Source organism: Magnetospirillum aberrantis SpK, from assembly GCF_011022235.1.
Lineage (GTDB): Bacteria > Pseudomonadota > Alphaproteobacteria > Rhodospirillales > Magnetospirillaceae > Magnetospirillum > Magnetospirillum aberrantis.
Genome location: NZ_JAAIYP010000011.1, coordinates 14,697 through 36,877, shown reverse-complemented (window position 1 = coordinate 36,877; position 22,181 = coordinate 14,697). Strand labels below are relative to the sequence as shown.

The window sequence follows — 22,181 nt, the reverse complement described above, 5'->3', positions numbered from 1 at the left end:
CCTTCAGGTGGCGCGGCGATAGTCGGCCCGGCGGTCCTGGAGCAGGTCGAGCGCCAGAATTTGTCGGGCATCAAGCAAAATCAGGGTTTCCGGTGATATCCCGGCGACGAAACGCTGGGGCAGCCCGTTGGCCGTCTCGTGCGGTACGGTCAACCGTGCGGGATCGATGAACCGAATGCGGCTGAGGCCATCGACGCGAAGCCCCACGGCACGGCCGGGCGTGCGCAGGAACACCACATAGGCGCGTCCGCTCCCCTCGGGTTCGGGCAGGGTCAGCATGGCATGCAGGTTCAGCACCGGATGGATCTCCCCGCGCACGTTGGTGACCCCCAACAGGTGCTGGGCCAAACCCGGTACCGGCGTCCATTGCGCCAACGGCATCACCTCGGCCAACTCGGCCAAGGGCAAGGCGTAGCTTTCGGTGCCGATGGCGAAACACAGGACGGCCAGCCCTTGTGGACGGTCGTCCTCGGGCTGACGCGGAGCGGCCAGTCGGCGCGCACGCACTTTCAGCACCTGTTCGACGAAAACGGGATCGTTCACGTCGAATCCCGCCGCCAGCTGCCGATGCAGCCGTTCCACCAGACCCGCCGTTTCCTTCGCCCCGCTCATGCCGCCCCGATCAGATCAAGATGCATGCCCACCGTTTCCCGCAATTGGCCGGCGGTGATGTCGTCGCCATGCGCCAGCACGAAATCGTCCGGCAACGGTCTCAGCAACGCCACGACGTTGCGCAACGACCGCATGGCTCCTGCCGGGTCGTTGCGCCGCCACAGGAAAAGCCCCAAGTGATAATGGGGCAGGACAAAGTGACGGTCGAGATAAATGGCACGCTTCAGATAGGTTTCGCAGCCCTCAAGGTCACCCAGTTGTTCAGCCACCAGGGCACGGTAGAAATGGGCGACCGCGTCCAAGACGTTGGCCGCGATCAGCCGGTCGCAGGCGGCCATCGCCTCGGACCACTTTCCCTGGTCGGCCAAGGCGCGGACGGCCGCGACCTCGCCGTCCGAGGCCGGCCCCACCGCCACTTGCGGCCGGGGTGCCGGCTTGGGCTTGGTCGACCGCGCGGAACGCGGTTCCGACCGTTTCGGCGGTTCCGGGATCGGCAGCACGACCTTGGGGGCGACCCGCGACGGAAGCGGTCGGTCGACCCGCTGATACAGCACGGCGCCCTCGGTGTTGACGGTGCGGAAATCGCGGAACAATTCGATATTGGGTTCGGCGTGTCCCATCACCAGCCAGCCACCGTCCACCAGACTTTCGCGGAAGCACGGCACCAGTGCTTCCACCGTCTCGCGGCTGAAATAGATCACCACGTTACGGCAGATGATGACGTCGAAGGCCGAAAGGTTGTCCAACAGCGACGGAAAACGATTGCGAATGAGGTTGTGGTACTGAAAGCTGACCCAATCCTTGAATTCCGGCTTGATCTGCCATTGCTTGCCGACGGCGTCGAAGCATTCGCGCCGCACCGCATCCGGGGTGACGCGGAAAGCCCATTCGTCATAGCGGCCGTCACGGGCACGGGCCAGGAACTTCTGATTGATGTCGGTCCCCAGGATGCTGACATTCCAGCCGGCGATGCGGTGACCGAACTCGCGTTTCAGCATGATCGCCAGAGAATAGGGTTCGGGACCGGTGGCGCAACCGGCACTCCAGATGCGCAACGACCTGGTGGCTTCGTTGCGGACCAGGGCTTCGGGCAGAATGATGTCGCGCAGCGCGTCGAATTGTTCGCGATGGCGAAAGAAATAAGTTTCGCCGATGGTCAACTCGGCCACCAGCGCATCCATCTCGACCTTGCCGCGCACGACGTCGGCAATCAGCTCCAGATAGCGCGCACAGACCCCAAGTCCGGTTTCCGTCAAGCGTTCGGCGACGATGCGGGCCAGATCCTCGTCCTTGTCGGCATAAAAGGCCATGCCGGTGGTTTCGATCACCAACGCCTTCAGACGTTGAAAGAACGGATCGCCCAAGACGGCGGCGGTGGCGGCGGACACGCTCACCCCTGGCCTTCCGACAATTGCGCCAGCCTTTGTTCGGCATCGAGGCGGAACTGCTCCAGACGCTGGCGCTCCTCTTCCAGCAACACCTGACGCCACGACACCAGATGGGCGCTTCCCAGCGGCCCATGCATCTGTCCGCTAACGCAGCCCTGGAAGGATTGACCGTCATCGATGGCCGAAAACTGGAAATCGGCGGCGGCGCGCACGCCTTCGACATGGTCGACCAACAGGCCGACACCCCCGTCTGCACCCGTCATGATCAAAATCGAGGATTCGAGTCCGAAAGAAGACTGCGCCAACCCAAGAAGGCGGTCCAGCCGCAACACCGGCACCGCCGTACCGGCCAGATTCAGGACGCCTTGGACAAAGGCCGGCATGCGGGGGGGATGTTCCAGCCAAGCATAGGGAACAACCTCGCGCACGTCAGTGACGGGGATGGCGAAAAGCTGGCCGCCCAGGCGGAACATCACCACCGAATGAAGATCGTCGCCCGCGCCGCCCAACGTGTTTGTCCCCAAAACTTTTGGTTATTTTAACCAAACGCAAGGAAAGCGCGCAATCCACGAAAGAGACACATATTTCGGGATCAGGACAAACCCATGGTGGAGGCGAGCATGCGAACACCCTCGACCCCCATGCCCACCAGCGTGACCATGGCGGCCAGAACCACCAGCAAGAAAGCCACCAGCGAAATCCGGTTCTCGATAAAGAAATGAATCACGCCAAGGTGCAGACGCTCAAGCGGAGTGCGGTTTCCATAAAGCATGCGGTCAAGCTGATGCTTGCGTTGACGCACCCGCTCGCCATTGGGTTGGCTGGCCTCGTGCGCATGTTCGCTCTGCCAGGCGAGAAGACGGTTCAGCGCCTCGTCACGCCGCCCCGGTGGCGGCACCACCACGCCAGCCTTGGCGGCGATCTTTTGGTGACGGTCCAGGAATTCCCCGGTGAAATCCAGATGAGCCTGAGCGGCGGCCGATTTGGGCGCGTAGACGCAGACCGGCAACCGGGCCGTGGCGGCTTCGATGACCATGGTGTCGCGCGGGATTTCGGCACCATAGACCGTGCCACCCAAACGGGCGCGAATCAGTTCGCTGATCTTGCGAGCGGTCTTGTTGCGGTCATGGATGGTGAACAGCACCCCCTGAAGCAACAAGGCCTTGTTCAGCCCCTCTTGGACGTACTTGATGGAAGGAAGCGTGCGCATCAAGCCATCGTTGGCATAGGGCGTGGCGGTGACCGGAATGATCACCGCATGGGCGGCGGCTAGCGCGTTGATGGGAAGGATGCCCAGGGCCGGCGGGCAGTCGATGATGACGTAATCGCAATCCAGCGCCGTGTGACTGATGATGTTGGTCAGCGTGCGCTGCGAATCCTTGAGCTCGGACAGCCGGATTTCGATGCCGGCCAAGCTGTAGGTCGAGGGAATGACCTTGACGCCCGCGAACGCGGTGTCCTGCATGACCTCCTCAACCTCGGCGGAACCGACGAACAGGTCGTAGATGCCGCGCTTCACGTTGGGGTCGATGCCAAGACTCTTGGTGGAATCGCCTTGGGAATCCAGGTCGATGACCACCACAGACTTACCATACGCCGCCAGACAAACCGCAAGGTTCGTGCTGGTGGTCGTCTTCGAAATGCCGCCCTTTTGGTTAAAGATGGCAACGATATACGGTTTCATCGCCGATGATCGTCCATTTTGTTCGCCCGCCGTTATTGTCCCATTCACCGATCATTTACATGCGCACATGTGCGCATGTCTTATTGGTGCCCCCACCTCAAATCATCACTTTGGACTGAATATGGATTCTCCCGTGCTGATATCTCCAGCTTAAGCATAGACGGGAATTGAACGCAACCATCACCTCGAACGACTTCGTCAACACTCCCGTCGCAATCCTCTTCGCGCCCCCTTTGACTGCCCCAACCATCGCCGCATCAGCGGAGCAGCTTGCGACAGATCAACGAAACACCAGCAAGGCGTCAGACGTTTCCCACCATCGCGATACATCGCGCAAAGAAACTCTAAGGGACGGACAATGAACGATTTCATAACGAAATGGCGCCCGAGGCAAAGCCTGCGGGCGCCATCACAGGTGCGGTGGGAAATTGATCAGGGATAACAGCCGGCCATGAACAATTGGTCGTCATACACCTTCACCCAAGTTTGCTTGGGAGCAAGCTTTTTGGTTTCCGGGTGGGTCCAGGTGTATTTGGCCCAGCCGCCATTGGGCGTCGCCTTGCCGGTCCGGATCATTTCCTGAATGATCATCACGCCATTGGTGTCCTTGAGCGTCGGCAATTGCGGATTGTCGATCAACTTGGGATTGATGGCGTGCACCTTGAAGATACCGTCCATGGTGCTGACGATGACGTACAATTCACCGTCCACCCATTCCTTGTTGCCCTTGTCCATGAAATCGGCGAAAGCCTTGGCCTTGCCGACATCCTTGTAATGAGTGATGGCCTTGTCCACCAATCCCTGAGCCGGCGCGCATTCGTCGGCATAGGCGGCCGGAACAAACCCGGCCATGGCGAAAGCGGCGGCAGCCGCCATCTTGAACACACTTCTCACGTCCCGTCCCTCCTCTTGTTTTTCATCGGGTTCATACGGCCGTGGCGCCGTCACGCGGATCGCAGCCGCGACACCAGACCATCCACTTGCGATTGCAGGCGAGAAAATTCCTCCACCAGACCTTCGGTGGTGACGTGCACGTTGGCGGCGGCGGTGCCCACCTCCTCGGCGACACGACGTACCTCGCCGATACCATGGCTGACCGTGCGGGTTCCGTCGGCCGCCAGGGCCACGGATTCACTGATCTCGCCGGTGGCGCGCCCCTGTTCGGCCACCGCGCCGGCGATGACCGCCAAGGATTGGTTGACGCGGGAAATTGTCACCACGATGCCGTCGATGGCTTTGACCGCCTGATCGGTGGCACCTTTCATGGCGCTGATTTCCGCCGAGATTTCCTCGGTCGCCCGAGCGGTCTGGTTGGCCAGACTTTTCACCTCGCCGGCCACCACTGCGAAACCCTTGCCGGCCTCGCCGGCCCGCGCCGCCTCGATGGTCGCGTTCAAGGCCAAAAGATTGGTCTGGGACGCGATGTCGTTGATCAGTCCCACCACCTCGCCGATCTTGGCTGACGCCTGGGTCAGCCCCTTGACCGTCTCGTCGGTGCGGGCGGCCTCGACCACCGCCTGCTTAGCCACCTGCGACGATTCGGATATCTGGCGATTGATCTCGCCGATGGCGGAAACCAGACGTTCGGCGGCTTGCGCCACGGTTTCCACGTTGCCGTTGGCCGCTTCGGACGATTGCGCCGCCTCGGCCGAACGGCCCGACGCGGTCTCCGCGTTGACGGCCAGCACCTCGGCCTCGCCCCGGATGGAATCGGCGGCGGCCGATGCGGCACCGACGGCGCTGCGCACGCTCTGCTCGATCTCGTCGGCCAAGTCGGTCATAGCCCGGCGCTTGGCCTGTTCCGCCTCGCGGGCCATGGCCTGCTGTTCCGCGGTCAGCGCCTGAACCCTGAGCGCGTTGTCCTTGAACACTTGAACCGCGCCAGCCATGGCACCGATCTCGTCACGCCGGCCGATCGCCGGAACCTGGGTGTCGAGCTCGCCGCGTGCCAGCCGTTCCATGGCTGCGGTCATGCCCCCCACCGCCCGCGCGATGCCCCGTCCCAGCAACAGCGAGATCAACGCCAGAGCCACCAGGGCCCCCACCGTGATGGTGACGAACAGCGTCCGCGTCGCCCCCGCCGCCGCCGCCGCGGCATTCTTGGCTTCTTCCACCAGCCGCCCCTCAAGGGCGATCATTTGCCGGGTCTCGCGCATCAGCGCCTGGAAATTGTCCTGGGCTGTCCACATGAACGACACGGCGGCGGTGAAATCCAACTGCTGCATGGACAACACCTGGTCCGTGTTCTCGCGATACAACGCCAGCGCCCGTTCGATCCGCCCAAGAAGCGCCTGTTCCTCTTCGTTCAAGGCAAGGTCCGAACGATAGGCGGCCAGATCGTCCACGGCCTGCTTCAGCTCTGTGTTGAAGCTTTCCTCGGCCTTGCCCATCTGCTTTTCGTCGACCCCGGCCGCATTCCAGGTCAACAACCGGTAAAGGTCGGCGTGGGCGGCCTGCATGACGCTGGCCAGAGCTCCGATCCTGACGGATTTGGCGAACGAGACGTCGGCGATGTCGTTCAGGGAGGCACGCTGTTCCGACAGGCCGCGCATGCCGACAGCCGCGACCACCACCATTCCCAAGGCGGCAACAATGGGAACGATGGCGATCTTGGCGCCGATCTTCATATGATCGAAGAAAAGCATGACACCCTCGCACATTATCCCGCACGAGGTTTTTTGTAACACGCCTTATCGGCGAGCGGTAACGGTAAGCACTTATCCAGAAGAATAGTAAGGTACAGACCCCACTACACAGAAGACGGAATCGTGACACCGAAACAACTTTTTGAATTTTCAAGTAGTCACACCAGACAAGGCAATCCGGCGATTACTTGAAAAATCAAATACGCCAGCCGCTACGCCTGTACAAGCTTCGCCGCCTTGCCCTTCGAGACCTTCTCGCGAGACAGCTTGCGCGCTTCGACAGGGCTGAGCGTCCGTCCTTGCCGATAGGCGGCGACCACCGCATCCGCGGCGTCGTACCCTTCGACGATGGAACGGTCGAGGTTGGAATAGGTCCAGTCGTAGTTGACGTTGAAGTCCACCGGAATCTCGATGACCTTGAGATCGGGATGGGTCTTGGCGGCATGATACTTGAACAGCTTGACGTCGTCCTCGCTGGTGGTGGCCGCGAACAGCATCACCAGATTGTTCAGCGCGTCATACAGGTTGTCGGGTTTGCGCACCTGTTTGATGTCGAGAATACGGCTGACCCACACCTCGTCCAGGTCGGGGTGGTTCTTCAGCAGATCCTCGAAATTGACGGTGTCGACGGTGGCCCCTTCGCAATAGGTCCTGCCGTCCATGACCACCGGCTCCTCCACATAAGGCAGCGCCGAACAGGCGCACAAGGTGTGGCCGCTGATGCGCTGATACTTGGAATTGGCGTTGCTGAACAATTCCAGCCGGTCGTCGGTCAGGTTGTAGGCATTGTGGTAGAGCACCGGCTTACCCGGCTTATAGAGATTTTCGAACTTGATCTCGGCCAGCAACGCGCTGTCCGGGTAATAAATCCGCGACAACCCCTTGGTCTTGCTCTTGTACATCAGGCTGGTCATGAACCGGCTCCACGGATTGACCGCCAGGATCTGGTTCAGGATCAGCGTATTGAAATTCGAATTGCTCCACTGTCTGGGATCGGTGGCAAAGCGCACCAATTCCTCGGTGGCGGCCAAGATAGCGTCCGGCACCACCAGATTGCGATAACTGCGCGGGTCGAGGATGAAATCCATGGTGTTGCGGGCGCATTCGACCCAGTCGGGAGCAAAGGCGGCGGCAATGGGGAAGCGGTCGTAAACATCGTCTGGGCGAAAGATGCCACGGAAAAAGTCGATGGAGGTGTCGACCTCTTGCCCCGGTTCTGCCTGGTTCCAGACGATGCCCAGCCACGCGCCAATGCACGACAGGGTCCAGACATCGAAACGCAGGTCGGGTTCTTCATGGAGGCGCTTGAGGCTGCCAATGCTGAGCCCCACGGCCGGACCACCGCCGGCCAGAGCGATCGCACGCTTCGTGGATGTCATGGCGTTCTTCCTTATGGATGGGTCTGGACCGCATCCTAGGGAAAGCCCCCGCCATCATCAATCTTCGATTGTATTTATAACATATATGCCATCTTGGCTAACACTTGCATTATCATGCAAATGCATAGGTAGCAAGCAGACATCCCAGCAGAAAGATCAACGTCCCGGAAAAGAAATGCCGCCAACCCGGCCCGGCCCGCCGTAGATCGAGGAAATGATCAAGAACGGCACGTGCCTTGAAATAGGAGGCCGTCAACGCCACCGCCGCCGCCGCCAGCCCGGTCTCGCCATGGCCGAATCCCAGAACGGCGACCAGCGACACCAACGTCAGCCCAACCAGAAGCCCCCAGGCGAACAACAGACGGCGGCTGGTGTCGGTCGTGGTTTCAAGCTTGGTTTCGCTCACGTTCATGCTTCACCGCACCAGGTAGACGATGGGAAACAAGATCAGCCAGATCAGGTCGACCATGTGCCAGAACGCCGCCCCGGTCTCCAGGTTCTCGACACTGTTCTTCCAGCCGACGATGGCCAGCACGATGACCCCCATGACCACATGCAGGGCATGAAAACCGGTCATCAGGTAGAACAAGGTGAAAAAGGTGTTGGTCTCGATGTCGATGCCGTGCGCCGCCTTGTCGGCGTACTCGATCCCCTTGACCACCAGGAAAGCCAGGCCCAACGCCATGGCCGCCGCCAGCCAGCGCCGGGACAGCGCGACACGCCCCAGTCCCCCGGCCTGGACCGCCTTGGCGGCGGCCCAGCCGCTGGTCACCAGGATCAAGGTGTTCAACCCGCCCAGACGGATGTCCAGCATGGCTTGGCCGGCCCTGAACAACTCGGGCTGAAGCATGCGGGAAACGCCGAAGCCAAGGAAGAAGGCGCCGAACACCAGCAATTCGCTGATGATCAGCACCCACATGATGGGATTTCCCGGCAGCTCGGACAATGCGCCCCAGCCGCCGTTCCCTGTCGGAGAGGTGGCGGTGTCGGTCATGGAGCAAGCTTATGGCCCCGGCTTGACCACCGCCATTGACGCCGATCAAGTGCTCCTTTATCCAACTCATCAGCATTAAGCTAAAGTATATGCCGGAAGAAGCAGCCGGCGGCACCACCGCCGCCGCCACAGCTCGACAGGGAGACGAACGTGGCCGCATCATCGCTTTGCGTCCTGCTTGCCGAGAGCAACCCGGTCAATCAGGCCATGTTGCGTCACATGCTGGAAAAGCTTGGGCATTCGGTGGTCATCGCCGAGCACGGCGCACATGTGCTGGAACTGGCGGCAACACGTGACGTCCATCTTGTGCTGATGAACATGCACCTGTCGGTGATGGACACAGCCACCGCCGTCCGTCTGATTCGCATGCTGCCCGGCGACAAGGCCCGCCTGCCGCTGGTGGCGTTGATCCCCGAGAACGACGACGAGGCCGAGAAAAATTGCCTTGCCGATGGGTTGGACGCCATTTTGCCCCAGCCGGTCACCGTGTCCCGCCTTGCCGCGACCCTGGAATGGGCTGTTGGCGGCGCCGACGACAACTCGCCCGCCCTCGACCCGGATTATATCGAGGACATGCGGCAATGGGTCGGCGACAGCACCGTCCTGGCGCTGCTGGCCGCCGCCCCGCAATCCTTTCGCGAGGAACTGTCACGCATCACCGCTGCATGGGAAGCCGGGGACAGCCGAACCGTGCGTGAAAACGCCCACCGTCTGAAAGGTGCCGCCGGCAGCGTCGGATGCCGTCGCCTGTCGGAAACCGCCCAGGCCATCCAAAAAGGCGATCCATCGGATTTGAGCGACCGTCACCTGCTCGACCGCCTGACCGCCGAAGTGGACCGCGCCATCGCCGCCGCCGCCACATGGCGGCCACAGGACTGATACCCTCAGCGCAGGGGTTCGGAGGTTACTGTTTCCCGTTGCGGCGCCGGTTCCGGCACGAAGCCGGAATCGCTGGCGGCATCCGAACGCGCCGAGGGAGCGGCGGCCGGAGCCGATTGTGCGGCGGGCGGCTGTCGTGACGACGGCGCGGTGTTGCCGCCGCCAGCCTGCTGGCTGCGTTCGTAGGATTTGACGCCATGGGCGACGATGTCCGGCACGCCACAGCCGGTCAGTGCCAGCAACAGCGCGACGACGAGGGCGAAACGAAGGGGGGGCATCTCGATCCCTGCAAAGCGGCACGGTTCAAAGCGCGGGACGCTACACCCTGCGTCCCGGCCGCCGCAAGCCTCGGTTTGCCCTGATGACTCAGGATTCCAGAACATCCACCCGGATCAGGTCTCCGGCCTCGACCTTGCGCAATTGGCGGACGTCGGTTTTCGTCACTCCCCACACGTTCGCCGGCATGGCCAAACGGATTTCCGTATCTTCCGAGTTGGGCGTCGGTCCATAGCCGATCACCACCGCCTCACCCTCGACACGGAAAGCCAGTTCTCCGGGCTGCACCACGTCGCGGGCACCGGCCTCTCTTTCGACCCCAAGCGGCACGGTAAAATAGACCTCTTCGCCCCAATGGGCGGCACGGGCCTCAAACGGCGCGGCGGCGTAAAGCGCGTCCGCCGTCGGCGTTTCGAGCAGTTCCGCCTCGATCTCAAGCTTGCCAATCACCAGCCTCAGTTTGCGCATCGCGCGTCCCCTCTTCCGATCCCGTTTTTCGACTGTGCCCGTTTTCCCGACGGCCCACCACTGTCTACGAAATCCAGACCCCAAAAAGCCCCCGGCCGAACGACCGGGGGCTGGCAAACCACGGTCAAACCTTCGGCTATTGCGCCGCCTCGGCCAATTGCCGCACCACGGCGCGGGTATGCTTGGCGATCATCATCTCTTCGTTGGTGGGGATGACGTAGACCGGAATACGGCTGTCGTCCGCGGAAATAAGCTCGGCATGCCGGTCGTTGGCGGCCGCATCCACCGAAATCCCCAACCAGGCCGACGCCGCGCACACCCGTTCGCGCACCGGAGCCGAATGCTCGCCGATGCCGGCGGTGAACACCAGGGCGTCCAACCCGCCCATGGCGGCGGCCAGAGATCCCAATTCGCGGTTGACGCGATAACAGAACAGCTCGACCGCCTCGGCCGCGTGGGGATCGTCGCTTTCCAACAAAACGCGCATGTCGTTGGATACCCCGGACACCCCCAGCAGACCCGAACGCTTGTAAAGCAGCGTTTCGATCTCCTTGGCGCTCATGCCCTTTTGCTGCAACAGGTAAAGGATGACGCCGGGGTCAAGATTGCCGGTGCGGGTCCCCATGGGCAAACCATCGACGGCGGTGAAGCCCAAGGTCGAGGCGACCGACTTGCCACCATCGATGGCGCACATGGACGCCCCCGAACCAAGGTGGCACACCACCACCTTGCCCGCCGCCACCTCGGGCGCGATCTCACGTATGCGCCGGGCGATGAATTCATAGGACAGGCCGTGGAAGCCGTAGCGGCGCACGCCCTCCTCGGTCAACTGGCGCGGCAAGGCGAAGGTGGTCGCCACCTTGGGATTGGTGGTGTGGAAGGCGGTGTCGAAACACGCCACCTGCATCAGGCCGGGATGCACCTTGGCCAGCGCCCGAATCGGCGCCAGATTATGCGGCTGATGCAACGGCGCCAATTGGACGAAACCGTCCAGTTCGTCCAGCACCGAATCGTTCACCAACACCGGGCTGGCGTATTTCGGGCCGCCATGCACCACGCGATGGCCGGCGGCCACCAGGGAAGCGCCGTCCAGATGGTCCTCGACCCAGTCGATCAGATGCTTCAGCAAATCCTCGTGGTTGAGGTCGCTGTCGGCCGGCCAGTGCTGTTCCGACAACACGGTGCCGTCGGGGCCTTGGGCGATGAAGTGGGGGGCGACGTTGATGCCCTCCACCTGGCCCTTCGACGACAACAGCGGCTTGCCGTCGCCGTTGGACAGGAACAGCGAGAACTTGATGGAGGAGGAACCGGCGTTGATGACGAGAATACCGTCGCGCATGTCTGTCGTCTCCTTACTCTGCCGCGACCTTGGCCCGGCGGGCATGGGCGAACAGCACCGCCACCGCGCACGACGCCAGACGGGCCTTGGCGGAATCGGCGCGGCTGGTCAGCACGATCGGCACCCGCGCCCCCAAGACGATGCCGGCGGCGTCGGCGTCGGCCAGATAGGAAAGCTGCTTGGCCAGCATGTTGCCGGCCTCGAGATCGGGTACCAGCAAGATATCGGCATGGCCGGCCACCGTTGAGTTGATCTTCTTGATCCTGGCCGCCTCGACCGAGATGGCGTTGTCGAAGGCCAGCGGACCGTCCAGTTCGCCGCCGGTGATCTGGCCGCGATCGGCCATCTTGCACAACGCCGCCGCCTCGATGGTCGAGTTGATCTTGGGATAGACCGTCTCGACCGCCGACAGGATCGCCACCTTGGGTTTGGCCACATCCAGGCAATGGGCCAGGTCGATGGCGTTCTGGACGATGTCCACCTTGTCTTCCAGTGACGGATAGATGTTGATGGCGGCGTCGGTGATCAACAGCGTCTTGGGATAGGTCGGCACGTCCATGACGAAAACATGGCTGATCCGCCGCCCGGTGCGCAGGCCGATGTCGCGGCGCGCCACCTCGTGCATCATTTCGTCGGTATGAAGCGAGCCCTTCATCAGCGCCTCGGTCTCGCCCGAACGGCACATCGCCACCGCTTTCTCAGCCGATTCGTGGCTGTGGCTGGTGTCGACGATGCGGATACCGGCAAGATCGAAGCCGTTCTCCTCGGCCACCTGACGGATCTTGGCCTCGGGGCCGATCAGGATGGGGTTGATCAGGCCGCGCTTGAACGCCTCGACCGGACCTTCCAGGGACACCTGGTCGCAGGGATGGCACACCGCCACCGAAATGGGGGTCAGCGAACCACAGCGTTCGATGATGTCCTCGAACACATGGTGACGGCGGCGCAGGCTGACCTCGTGCAGTTCGGCCTTGGGCTGCACCACCTTCATCAACGGCGCGTACACGTCGGCGCGGCCGTCGAAGACCGTTTCGTCACGCTGGTTCACCGCCACCGTCGACAGACCGATGACGTTCGGCGCGATTTTCTCCAGCACAACCACGGTGACGGTCAAGGTGTCACCCACCTCGACGGCGCGATGGAATTGCAGGTTCTGGCTTTTGTAGATGGTGCCGGGACCGGGCAACTCGCTGCCCAGAAGACCGGACAAAAGCGCGCCGCCCCACATGGAATGGGCCAAAATCCGACGATAGCCGGCCAGCTTTTCCGCCTGTTCGGCGTTGAAGTGCGTTGGATTCATGTCGCCGGTGGCGACACCGAACAGTTCGACGTCTTCCATGCGACAAGTGCGGATGAGAGAGGCGCTGTCACCGACCTTGATTTCGTCCCAGGTCCGGTTCTCCATCATCTCGACCATTTGCTTCTCCTGGCCGGAACCGGCTGTGCCCCTTGGCATGCCGGCGCGCTGCCTTTTGTGTTGCGACGCAAAAATATAAGGACAATTGCCGCCACTGTACAACGTCCCTCGGCAATCCTTCATCAATCGGTCACTCTGATCTCAAAACGAAAACGACGCAAACTGCCGGCTTGATGGAATGGCAAATCCGCCAAACGATTTGATTGATTTTGCAAATAATTGATCCACCATCGTTTCTTCATACCCTTTCCCTACCCGTGCGGGTAAGGACAAGAGGAGAAACACATGGCGGACATGCCCTTTGGCCGCGTTGCCGTGCACAGGGGGCGGCGGTAATCTGCCCGGCGACAAAACCAAGGTAATAGACTGGGGACCCCATGAGCGTTCGCAATCTGAAGGCCCTGTTCCGACCGCAATCGGTCGCGGTGATCGGCGCCACCACCAAGCCCAAGGCGCCGGGTTCCGTGGTCATGAAGAATCTGCTTCAGGCCAATTTCGCCGGCCCCATCATTCCCGTAACCGCCGAACACCCGTCGGTGGCCGGCGTGCTCGCCTATCCCGACATCGCCAGCATGCCCATGGTTCCCGACCTCGCGGTGATCTGCACGCCGGCGTCCACCGTCCCCGGCCTGATCCGTGCGCTTGGCGAGAAAGGGACCCGCGCCGCCTGCGTCATGAGCAGCGGCCTTGAAATGGAAAAGGATTCAGAGGGCCGCTCCTTGCTCGAAGCCGCGCTGGCCGAGGCCAAACCATTCGGGCTGCGCGTTCTGGGCCCCAATTCCATGGGCATCCTGGTGCCGGGCATCGGACTGAACGCCAGCATCGCCCCCGAGGACGCGCTGAAGGGCAAGATCGCCTTCGTGTCGCAATCGGGCGCGCTGTGTACCGCCGTGCTGGATTGGGCATGCACCAAGGGCATCGGCTTCTCGCACTTCATCCACACCGGAGAGGGCGCCGACATCTCGATCGGCGACATCCTGGATTACCTGGGCTCGGACCCTTATACCCGCGCGATCCTGTTGTACCTGGAGACCTTGCGCGGCCGTCGCAACTTCATGTCGGCGGCCCGCGCCGCCGCCCGCAACAAGCCGATCCTGGTGATCAAGGCCGGCCGTTCCACCGAAGGCATGGCGGCGGCAAGCTCGCATACCGGGTCGCTGGCGGTGTCCGACATGGTGTTCGACGCCGCCATCCGCCGCGCCGGCATGCTGCGGGTGCAAGACATCGACGAATTGTTCGGCGCGGTGGAGACCCTGGCCCGCTCGCGCCCGGTCAAGGGCAAGCGTCTGGCCATCGTCACCAATGGCGGCGGCATCGGCGTCATCGCCGCCGACGATCTGGCGGATGGCGGCGGCGAACTGGCGCGGCTGCCCGACGAGGTGGTGGAGAAACTGAGCGCGGTGTTGCCGGCGGGCTGGTCGCACCGCAACCCCATCAATATCTTCAGCGAGGCCGATGGCGAGCGTTACGCCAAGGTCCTGGGCATCCTGCTGGAAACCAAGGCGGTGGACGGCGTCTTGGTGATGTACGCGCCGACCGCCATGTCCGATCCCGAACAGGTGGCCGAGGCGGTCATCAAGGTATTCAAGGAAAAGACCCGCGCCAACATCATGACCTGTTGGGTCGGCAGCGAGAAAGTGGCCAACGCCCGGCGCATGCTGGCCGAGGCGGCGGTGCCCACCTTCGAAACCCCCTATGCCGCCGTCCAGGGCTTCCTGCACCTGCTGGAATACAAGCGCAACCAGGAAATGCTGATGGAGGTCCCGGCCTCGGCGGCGTCGGACTTCATTCCCGACAGCGGTTTCGTTCGCGACATCATCAACGAGGTCATCGCGCGCGGCGATTCCCTGATGACCGAGGCCGAGGCCAAGGCGGTGCTTGACGCCTATGGCGTTCCCACCATCGAAACCCGCATGGCCCGCCACCCGGCCGAGGCCAGCCGCATCGCCAAAAGCCTGAACGCTCCGGTGGCGCTTAAAATTCTGTCGCCCGACATCGTGCACAAATCCGACGTCGGCGGCGTGGTGTTGAACCTGGAAACGCCGTTCGAGGTGGAAAAAGCCGCCAATTCCATGTTGGCACGGGTGCAAAAGACCTATCCCGACGCCCGCATCGAAGGCTTCACCGTCCAGAAGATGGCGAGCCGCAAGCCCGGCGCCCAGGAACTGATCGTCGGCATCGCCACCGACCCGCTGTTCGGCCCGGTCATCCTGTTCGGCCAGGGCGGCGTCGCGGTCGAAGTGATCGGCGACCGCGCGGTGGCGTTGCCGCCGCTCAACCTGAACCTGGCCGCCGACCTGGTGCAACGCACCCGCGTCGCCTCGCTGCTACAGGAATATCGCGGCCGTCCGCCGGCCAACCTGGACGCGCTGCATTCCGTGCTGATCCAGGTGTCGCAATTGATCGTCGACTTCCCCCAGATCAAGGAATTGGACATCAACCCGCTACGTTGCGATTCCGAAGGGGTGATCGCGCTTGACGCGGTGATCAAGGTCGGACCCGGCACCAAGGGGCCGCACCGCATGGCCATCCGCCCCTATCCGGCGGAGCTTGAGGAAATCTTCACCATGCAGGACGGGTCGGGACGCAAGACGCTGTTGCGTCCTATCCGCCCCGAGGACGAACCCAACCACCACGTCCTGGTGTCGAAGATGACACCCGAGGACATCCGCTTCCGCTTCTTCGGTCTGGTGCACGAATTGCCCCATTCCGAGATGGCGCGCCTGACCCAGATCGACTATGACCGCGAGATGGCGTTCATCGCCGAATACACCCACGAGAACGGCACCAAGGAAACCCTGGGCGTGGTGCGCACGGTCACCGACCCGGACAACGAAAAGGCCGAATTCGCCGTCCTGGTGCGTTCGGACCTCAAGGGAACGGGCCTGGGCAAGCGCCTTCTGGTCAAGATGATCGAATACTGCCATTCACGCGGAACGGGAGTGATCGTCGGGCAGGTGTTGAAGGACAACACCCGCATGCTCAAATTCGTCGAGCATCTGGGCTTCGTCCAGACCAAGACCATCGACGGCGACATCGTCGAGGTGGAATACGACTTGTCCAAGCCGCCGCCGACCGAACCGGAACCACCCGAGGCGCAATAGCGAAGATCGGGGGCGCCGTCAAACGGCGCCCCTTTTTATGATTGCGATTCCGACGCCGCTTCGCCGCTCCGCCGCCGCGCGGTGTCGTGGATGTGTTCGCGCAAGACCGGGCTGGCCGATACCAGGGATTGGAAGTCGTCGGCCCGCAACACCAGCAACGAACAAAATCCCAAGGATGAGATGTCGGCGCTTCGTGGCGCGCCGGAAATCAACGCCATCTCGCCAAAGAAGTCGCCGCTGCCCAACCGCACCGGCCGGGGTGTCACCATGACCTCGACCGCACCCGAGGCGACGAAATACATGGCGTCGCCACCCTCGCCCTTGCGGACCACCATTTCGCCGGGCACCGCCAGAACGGGGCGCAGCAGGCGAGAAATCTGCCGTACCGCATCGGGGGGCAAGGCGGCGAACAGCGGCACGCGCGCCACCATGGTCTCGGGGTCCAAATCCAGGTTGATGGCCGGCCGGCGGGCCAGATGGGCAACCCGCTGTTTCAAGTCGGCCATCAGGTCGTTGAACACCTCGGCCCCCACCATGGCTTCGGCCCGCAGGCGGCGATATTCGTTCTCCTCGATCCGCAAGGCGGCGCGTTGCAGATAGCGCATCTGCAATTCGCGCGAAAAATCGGCGTATTGCAGCCTGAGCGCGGCCAAAGCCTTCTCGACCCCGTCCAGACGAACGGCCAGAACCGCCGCCACCTCGGTCGCCCCATCGGCGCCCACATGGCGGGGCAACTCGCGCGCGACCATGTCGGTCAAGGCGTTCAAGGCCGCCTGAAGCATCAACAGGCGCTCGAACCGGTCGGCGATATAACGGGCCAAGGGACCATCGGCGCCCAGCCGCCGCTGGAGCAGCAACGCCAGCCGGAACCGGCGAGGAAAGGCCAGCGCTCGTTCGTGCCCGGCCATGTAGCCGTCGATGCCACCGGTCTTGAGACCATCCTGGATGCGGGCGACCGCGCTCAGAAGACCGCGGGTGACCTGACCGGGAACCACGCCTTCACGGTAATGGCGGCGATAGATGACCTCTTCCCGCGCGGCCAGCATGGCAAGGCCGGTGCGGACCATATCGGCGTTGCAAACGTTGCCGGCCTGGGCCAGATGGGTTTCCGCCTGTTCCAGACGCTCGGTGTAGCATTGCGCCAGTTCGGCGGCGACCGAACGTTCGATGCCGTAACCATCGGCGGCGTCGGACACCCGTTGGCGCACAGTCTCGACAGTCGAGGCGATGGCCCGGCAGCGCACCGCCATGTCCGACGGCGACAGCCGGTCCAGCTTGAGCAAGCGGATCAACGGCCGCAGCAACGGCGCGTTGACGAACAAGGTGAACAGCACGAAGCCCGTGCACAGCACCGACACGAACGACTTCACCTCGGCCGGCACCCTGGGGTTCTCGACCACCGCCAAGGCCAAGGCCAGCGAGATGGCGCCGCGCAGGCCGCCCCACAGAACCACCAGCCGCAACGGCCGCCCTACCGGCTCGGCCCAACCGACGACGCCAAGCAGCGGGAACAGGCCGAACAACACCACCGCGCGGGCCGCCAGGGCCGAAACGATCAGCACCGCCAAAAGCCCCAGCGCCGCCGCATCCATGCCGACCAGCATCTTGGGCACACGCATGGTGGCCAAAAGAAAGATCAGCGAACTGGCCCAGAACCCCACCTGTTGCCACACCTCGAGCAGACTGGTCCAGGTAGCGGCGGAAACGCGGGTGCGGCCTTGAAAGCTGATGACCAGGGCAGTGGTCACCACCGCCACCACGCCCGAGACATGCAGGTAATGCTCGGCGACGATGAACACCACATAGGCCGTGGCGACGGTCAACGTGATCTCGGCGAAACGCTGGCCGCGCAGCAAAGAGAACCCCCAGCACACCAGACGGCCGAAGACGTAGCCAACCAGCAGGCCACCGGCGAAACCACGCAGGAAGCTCGCCGTGCCGGCCAGCACGTCGGGCTGACGCTCGCCGGTGGCCATGCCCAGGAACAAGGTGAACAGGGCGATGGCGGCGGCGTCGTTGAACAGGCTTTCGCCTTCCACCAACAGGCTGAGGCGGTGGGGCACCCCCAATTCGCGGAAAATGGCGACCACGGCGATGGGATCGGTGGTGGACACCACCGCCGCCAGCAACAGACAGGCCACCAGACCGACATCGCTGACCGCGCCCAAGGCCAGACCGATGGCGAAAGTGGAGACCAACACCGCCACCACCGCCAGCAGCAGGATTGGGGCAAGGTCGTCGAGCAGGCGACGGACATCGACCACCACCGCCGTCTCGAACAGCAAGGCCGGCAGGAAGACCACGATGAAGGCTTCGGAAGACAGTTCGAAACGGCCGACGGTATGCAGGAAGTCACCGACCGCGCCGCCCATGCCCCCCAGCAAGCCGACCGTGTCGGCGACCACGCCCAACACGATGCCGGCCATGGCGAGAACCAGGGAAAAAGCCAGGTTGGCGCGGGCGGCGACAGGAACCAACAGGGTCGCGAGCGCCAAAAGCCCGCCAATCCCGAAAACCGCCATCGCGATGTCGTGCATTCCCGCCCTGCCCCGGTTCACTCTCCCGGCCACAGGTTTAGCGCAAACACGCCCCAGCGCCTAGTGGTCCGATCTTGGCGGAAGGTTCATGAGCATGAACCTTCCGCCAGGTGAATCGGCCCACAAAATCAACGAATTGCGCGCTGGGAAAGTGAATGCCCCCTGGAATTCAGAACCCGCCCTTGCGCAACATGTCCGCCGCCTGTGGGGCCGGAACCGCCGGGCTGAACAGGAACCCCTGGACGCAATCGCATTGCTCGGCGGCCAGGGTCTGGAACTGCGCCTCGGTCTCGACCCCTTCCGCCACCACCTTGAGCTCAAGGGCATGGGCCAGCGAAATAATGGCGCGGGCAATGGCGCGGTCGCTGTCGTTCTCGGCGACGTCGGCGACGAACGAGCGGTCGATCTTCAGCTTGCATACCGGGAAACGCTTGAGCCGCCCCAGCGAGGAATAGCCGGTACCGAAATCGTCCACCGCCAGTTCCATGCCCATGGCCTTGATGTCGGCCAGCACACGGCTGGCGGCGACCGCGTCCTCCATCATGGCGGTTTCCGTCAACTCCAGCTCCAGCCGGCCCGGCGGCAGACGAGCCTCGGTCATCAGCCGGCGAACCAACAGCGCCAGATCATGACGCCGCATCTGCACCGCCGACAGGTTGACGGCGATGGGCACCACCGGCAACCCGTCGTCGATCCAGGAGCGGGCCTGACGGCAGGCTTCGGCCAGAACCCATTCGCCGATGGGGCCGATCATACCGTTTTCCTCGGCCAGCGGAATGAACTGGCCGGGGGGAATCATGCCGTCCGTGGGATGGTTCCAGCGCACCAGCGCCTCGAAACCGACGATGCGCCGGTCCTTCACCGCCACGATCGGCTGATAATGCAGCACCAGTTCGCCACGACCGGCGGCCCGACGCAAATCACCCTCAAGCCGACGCCGCGCGGTCAGTTCGCTGTCCATGGTGGCGGTGAAGAAACGATAGCCGTTCGGCACCTCGTGGATGGCGCGGTACATGGCGACGTCGGCGTTCTTCATCAAGGTTTCGGCGTCGCCGCCGTCCATGGGGAACATGGCGATGCCGACGCTGGCCCCCACCTGGACGTCGTTGCCGTCGATGTCGAACGGCCGGGTCACCGCCTCCAGCAAGGCCTGGGCCAGATCCGCCGCCGCTTCGCCGCCCGAATGATCCTCGACCACCAGGGCGAATTCGTCGCCGCCGACACGGGCGATGGTGTCGATGCCCCGCCCCGCCGACATCAGCCGTTCCACCACCAGCAACAACAGCCGGTCGCCGCCGTCATGCCCCAGAACGTCGTTGTAATGGCTGAAATCGTCAAGATCGAGGAACAGCACGCCCAGTCCCGCACGCTCGGACCGGGCCCGCGAGACGGCGCGTTGCAGATGTTCGCGAAACAGCAGCCGGTTGGGCAAGGCGGTCAGGGCATCGTGGTTGGACAAGAAGCGGATGCGTTCTTCCGCCTGGCGCCGCTCGGTCACGTCCTCCTGGACCACCACGTAATGGGCGACGCGGCCCTTGTCGCCCAGAATCGGCGTCACCGTCTGATCGACGATATAAAGGGTGCCGTCCTTGCGCCGCAGGCTCAGCTCGCCGCGCCACATGCGCCCTTGCTCCACCGCTTCGAGCAGACGGCGGTCGCGGTCCTGACCGGCCAACAGACGCCGGGCGGGACGACGGCGCGCCTCGGCGGCGGTCCAGCCCGACAGGCGGGTGAAGGCGGCGTTGCACCATTCGATACGGCCGGCCCGGTCGGTGATGAAGATGGCGTTGGCGGCGGCTTCGATGGCTTCGCCCTGAAGGCGCAGCAACGCCTCTGCCCGGCGCCGCGAGGCCAGTTCCGCCATGCGGCGTTCGCGGTCCGAGGCCAGAAGCAGCGCCACGCCAAGGCAGATGACCACCACCTCGGACACCAGAACGCCGCCAGGCCGCAACCACTCGTTCAAGGACAAAAGCGGCCATACCAGCTTGAGCACACCCCACAGCGCGAACAACACCGCCACCAGATGATAGCCCGCCCCCGGTGCCCGCTTGGCCCGGCGCAAGAACGCCGAAGCCGCCGCCAACAGCACGGCGCCGACGAACATGGTGACGGCGGCCACCGCCGTTTCCCCACCCAGAACCGGAACCAGGGCGGCCAACGCCACCGTCATACCGACCCACAAGGCCCACAGCACGCGACGCGGCGGTGCACGGCGCATTTCCACCACGGTCGCCGCCAGCATCAGCACGCCGGCGCCGGCATGGGCCGATTCGGCCACGATGGCGGTCAGGACCGGCCCCACCTGATCCTGAAGAAGAACCAGGGCATAGCGCAGCACATGCAAGGCGAAGGCGCCAGCGAACAACGCCAGGCCCCTGGGCGCTCCCGAAGCGCGGCCGACCGCCATCATGGCCACCACCAGAACGGCGGTGCCAACCAAGGCTCCGTGAACCGCGCCGGGCGCGGACAACACCATCACACTTCCTTTCACACACCGGCCGAGGCATCGGCCGGGCCCGGCAGTCTAAGGCAAACACCGTAGTACGCAAGCAATCGCTCTATGCAAATCCCGCGAAGATATTGCTCCATATCGCGCTTTGGCACAAAATGCATGTGCGCGATACGCGTTGGGGCAAAAAGAGGCAGGACAGAATGTCGATCACCACAATCATCGGCTTTGTGGCCGGTATCGCGCTGTTCCTCGGGTCGATCTATCTTGCCACGGACAACTATCTGGTGTTCCTGGACCTGGCGTCCTTCGTCATGGTGATCGGCGGCACCTTCGCCTCGACCTTCATTTCCTATGAACCGCGCTACGTCTATCAGGCCATGCGCCTGATGGCGTCGATCTTCTTCGCGCCGCGCATCCAGCGCGGCGTGCTGCAAGGAGAGGTGGCGCGCTGCATCCGCTGGGGCTACGTCATCCAGAAGAACGGCTTGCCGGGGCTCGAGGCCGATTGCGGCAAGATCAAGCGCCAAGACCCGTTCCTGGGATTCGGCGTCGATCTGGTGATCGCCGGCTATGCGGGCAACGAGGTGCGCCAGGTCATGACCAATCTGGTGGAAACCACCTTCCACCGCAATTGCGTGCCCGCCGACATCCTGCGCAACATGGCCGGCACCGCCCCGGCCTTCGGCATGATCGGCACCCTGGTCGGCCTGATCATCATGTTGGGCAAGATGGGGTCCGACCCGGCGTCGTTGGGGCCCGGCATGGCGGTGGCGCTGATCACCACCCTTTACGGCGTACTGTTGCCGCGTCTGATGCTGATGCCGGCGGCGGCCAAGATCCAGCAGCGGCAGGAAATCATCCGTTTCCGCAACATGCTGGTGGCCGAGGGTCTGGCATTGTTGGCGGAACGCCGCAACCCCCGCTACATCCAGGACGCCATGAACTCGTATCTGGACCCGGCCATCCATTTCGACATCGACCGCCAGATGAAACACAAGGGGTAGCGC

At 63.3% G+C, this 22,181-nt stretch carries 19 protein-coding genes; 4 read left to right on the top strand and 15 right to left on the bottom strand.

What is annotated here, in order from left to right; translation table 11 throughout:
* Positions 1-3 precede the first annotated feature (3 nt).
* From G4223_RS03135 to G4223_RS03120, 4 genes are all read right to left on the bottom strand, one after another.
* Positions 4-612, bottom strand: a complete 609-nt coding sequence (locus G4223_RS03135; RefSeq protein ID WP_163674881.1) for a chemotaxis protein CheW — start codon at positions 610-612, stop codon at positions 4-6.
* Complete coding sequence (locus tag G4223_RS03130) at positions 609-2,006, bottom strand: CheR family methyltransferase (RefSeq protein WP_338086803.1); 1,398 nt, start codon at positions 2,004-2,006, stop codon at positions 609-611. The genes G4223_RS03135 and G4223_RS03130 overlap by 4 nt, the downstream gene beginning before the upstream one ends.
* The gene (locus G4223_RS03125; protein ID WP_241003920.1) at positions 2,003-2,509 is read right to left on the bottom strand and encodes a chemotaxis protein CheW; all 507 of its coding nucleotides are present in this window, start codon (positions 2,507-2,509) and stop codon (positions 2,003-2,005) included. Before G4223_RS03125 ends, G4223_RS03130 begins: the two co-directional genes overlap by 4 nt.
* Before the next feature lie 83 nt (positions 2,510-2,592).
* Positions 2,593-3,684, bottom strand: coding sequence for a ParA family protein (locus tag G4223_RS03120; protein ID WP_163674878.1), 1,092 nt, complete (start codon positions 3,682-3,684; stop codon positions 2,593-2,595).
* Here G4223_RS03120 and G4223_RS03115 point away from each other — a divergent pair.
* A complete protein-coding gene (locus tag G4223_RS03115) occupies positions 3,572-3,838 on the top strand; it encodes a hypothetical protein (protein WP_163674793.1) in 267 nt (88 codons plus the stop codon). The two genes, G4223_RS03120 and G4223_RS03115, sit on opposite strands and share 113 nt — an antisense overlap.
* Positions 3,839-4,116: 278 nt before the next feature.
* Here G4223_RS03115 and G4223_RS03110 read toward each other — a convergent pair whose 3' ends face one another.
* The 5 genes from G4223_RS03110 to G4223_RS03090 form a co-directional block, all read right to left on the bottom strand.
* On the bottom strand, positions 4,117-4,578 hold the full coding sequence (locus G4223_RS03110; RefSeq protein WP_163674875.1) for a cache domain-containing protein: 462 nt from the start codon (positions 4,576-4,578) through the stop codon (positions 4,117-4,119).
* Between the two features lie 50 nt (positions 4,579-4,628).
* Positions 4,629-6,329, bottom strand: coding sequence for a methyl-accepting chemotaxis protein (locus G4223_RS03105; RefSeq protein WP_241003919.1), 1,701 nt, complete (start codon positions 6,327-6,329; stop codon positions 4,629-4,631).
* Positions 6,330-6,541: 212 nt separating this feature from the next.
* Entirely contained in the window at positions 6,542-7,708 is a 1,167-nt protein-coding gene (locus tag G4223_RS03100; protein ID WP_163674868.1) for a patatin-like phospholipase family protein, read from the bottom strand.
* A 112-nt stretch (positions 7,709-7,820) separates the two neighbouring features.
* Positions 7,821-8,114, bottom strand: a complete 294-nt coding sequence (locus tag G4223_RS03095) for a cytochrome C oxidase subunit IV family protein (RefSeq protein WP_163674864.1) — start codon at positions 8,112-8,114, stop codon at positions 7,821-7,823.
* A gap of 9 nt (positions 8,115-8,123) precedes the next feature.
* Positions 8,124-8,702 carry a cytochrome c oxidase subunit 3 family protein gene (locus tag G4223_RS03090; RefSeq protein WP_163674860.1) on the bottom strand — a complete coding sequence of 193 codons (579 nt, stop codon included), beginning with the start codon at positions 8,700-8,702 and terminating at the stop codon, positions 8,124-8,126.
* 150 nt (positions 8,703-8,852) lie between these two features.
* On the opposite strand from G4223_RS03090, the gene G4223_RS03085 reads away from it, so the two are divergent.
* Positions 8,853-9,581, top strand: coding sequence for an Hpt domain-containing protein (locus G4223_RS03085; RefSeq protein ID WP_163674857.1), 729 nt, complete (start codon positions 8,853-8,855; stop codon positions 9,579-9,581).
* Between the two features lie 5 nt (positions 9,582-9,586).
* On the opposite strand, the gene G4223_RS03080 is transcribed toward G4223_RS03085, so the two are convergent.
* From G4223_RS03080 to G4223_RS03065, 4 genes are all read right to left on the bottom strand, one after another.
* Positions 9,587-9,859, bottom strand: a complete 273-nt coding sequence (locus G4223_RS03080) for a hypothetical protein (protein ID WP_163674854.1) — start codon at positions 9,857-9,859, stop codon at positions 9,587-9,589.
* A gap of 88 nt (positions 9,860-9,947) precedes the next feature.
* Entirely contained in the window at positions 9,948-10,325 is a 378-nt protein-coding gene (locus G4223_RS03075) for a cyclophilin-like fold protein (protein ID WP_163674851.1), read from the bottom strand.
* A 136-nt stretch (positions 10,326-10,461) separates the two neighbouring features.
* Positions 10,462-11,664, bottom strand: a complete 1,203-nt coding sequence (locus tag G4223_RS03070) for an acetate/propionate family kinase (protein ID WP_163674848.1) — start codon at positions 11,662-11,664, stop codon at positions 10,462-10,464.
* 13 nt (positions 11,665-11,677) lie between these two features.
* Positions 11,678-13,081, bottom strand: coding sequence for a bifunctional enoyl-CoA hydratase/phosphate acetyltransferase (locus G4223_RS03065; protein ID WP_163674845.1), 1,404 nt, complete (start codon positions 13,079-13,081; stop codon positions 11,678-11,680).
* A gap of 377 nt (positions 13,082-13,458) precedes the next feature.
* Here G4223_RS03065 and G4223_RS03060 point away from each other — a divergent pair, with 377 nt between their 5' ends.
* A complete protein-coding gene (locus G4223_RS03060) occupies positions 13,459-16,185 on the top strand; it encodes a bifunctional acetate--CoA ligase family protein/GNAT family N-acetyltransferase (RefSeq protein ID WP_163674842.1) in 2,727 nt (908 codons plus the stop codon).
* A 35-nt stretch (positions 16,186-16,220) separates the two neighbouring features.
* Here G4223_RS03060 and G4223_RS03055 read toward each other — a convergent pair whose 3' ends face one another.
* Entirely contained in the window at positions 16,221-18,722 is a 2,502-nt protein-coding gene (locus tag G4223_RS03055; RefSeq protein WP_163674837.1) for a cation:proton antiporter, read from the bottom strand.
* Positions 18,723-18,891: 169 nt separating this feature from the next.
* Complete coding sequence (locus G4223_RS03050) at positions 18,892-21,198, bottom strand: putative bifunctional diguanylate cyclase/phosphodiesterase (RefSeq protein WP_163674834.1); 2,307 nt, start codon at positions 21,196-21,198, stop codon at positions 18,892-18,894.
* A 176-nt stretch (positions 21,199-21,374) separates the two neighbouring features.
* Here G4223_RS03050 and G4223_RS03045 point away from each other — a divergent pair, with 176 nt between their 5' ends.
* Positions 21,375-22,178, top strand: a complete 804-nt coding sequence (locus tag G4223_RS03045; RefSeq protein ID WP_163674830.1) for a motility protein A — start codon at positions 21,375-21,377, stop codon at positions 22,176-22,178.
* Positions 22,179-22,181: the final 3 nt, after the last annotated feature.

Excerpts from the sequence above, each read along its gene's own strand:
- G4223_RS03060 (WP_163674842.1), top strand. The coding sequence starts at position 13,459 with ATGAGCGTTCGCAATCTGAAGGCCCTGTTCCGACCGCAATCGGTCGCG.
- G4223_RS03135 (WP_163674881.1), bottom strand. The coding sequence starts at position 612 with ATGAGCGGGGCGAAGGAAACGGCGGGTCTGGTGGAACGGCTGCATCGG.
- G4223_RS03065 (WP_163674845.1), bottom strand. The coding sequence starts at position 13,081 with ATGGTCGAGATGATGGAGAACCGGACCTGGGACGAAATCAAGGTCGGT.
- G4223_RS03045 (WP_163674830.1), top strand. The coding sequence starts at position 21,375 with ATGTCGATCACCACAATCATCGGCTTTGTGGCCGGTATCGCGCTGTTC.
- G4223_RS03050 (WP_163674834.1), bottom strand. The coding sequence starts at position 21,198 with ATGGTGTTGTCCGCGCCCGGCGCGGTTCACGGAGCCTTGGTTGGCACC.
- G4223_RS03115 (WP_163674793.1), top strand. The coding sequence starts at position 3,572 with ATGACCACCACAGACTTACCATACGCCGCCAGACAAACCGCAAGGTTC.
- G4223_RS03080 (WP_163674854.1), bottom strand. The coding sequence starts at position 9,859 with ATGCCCCCCCTTCGTTTCGCCCTCGTCGTCGCGCTGTTGCTGGCACTG.
- G4223_RS03055 (WP_163674837.1), bottom strand. The coding sequence starts at position 18,722 with ATGCACGACATCGCGATGGCGGTTTTCGGGATTGGCGGGCTTTTGGCG.
- G4223_RS03070 (WP_163674848.1), bottom strand. The coding sequence starts at position 11,664 with ATGCGCGACGGTATTCTCGTCATCAACGCCGGTTCCTCCTCCATCAAG.
- G4223_RS03075 (WP_163674851.1), bottom strand. The coding sequence starts at position 10,325 with ATGCGCAAACTGAGGCTGGTGATTGGCAAGCTTGAGATCGAGGCGGAA.
- G4223_RS03120 (WP_163674878.1), bottom strand. The coding sequence starts at position 3,684 with ATGAAACCGTATATCGTTGCCATCTTTAACCAAAAGGGCGGCATTTCG.
- G4223_RS03105 (WP_241003919.1), bottom strand. The coding sequence starts at position 6,329 with ATGCTTTTCTTCGATCATATGAAGATCGGCGCCAAGATCGCCATCGTT.
- G4223_RS03090 (WP_163674860.1), bottom strand. The coding sequence starts at position 8,702 with ATGACCGACACCGCCACCTCTCCGACAGGGAACGGCGGCTGGGGCGCA.
- G4223_RS03100 (WP_163674868.1), bottom strand. The coding sequence starts at position 7,708 with ATGACATCCACGAAGCGTGCGATCGCTCTGGCCGGCGGTGGTCCGGCC.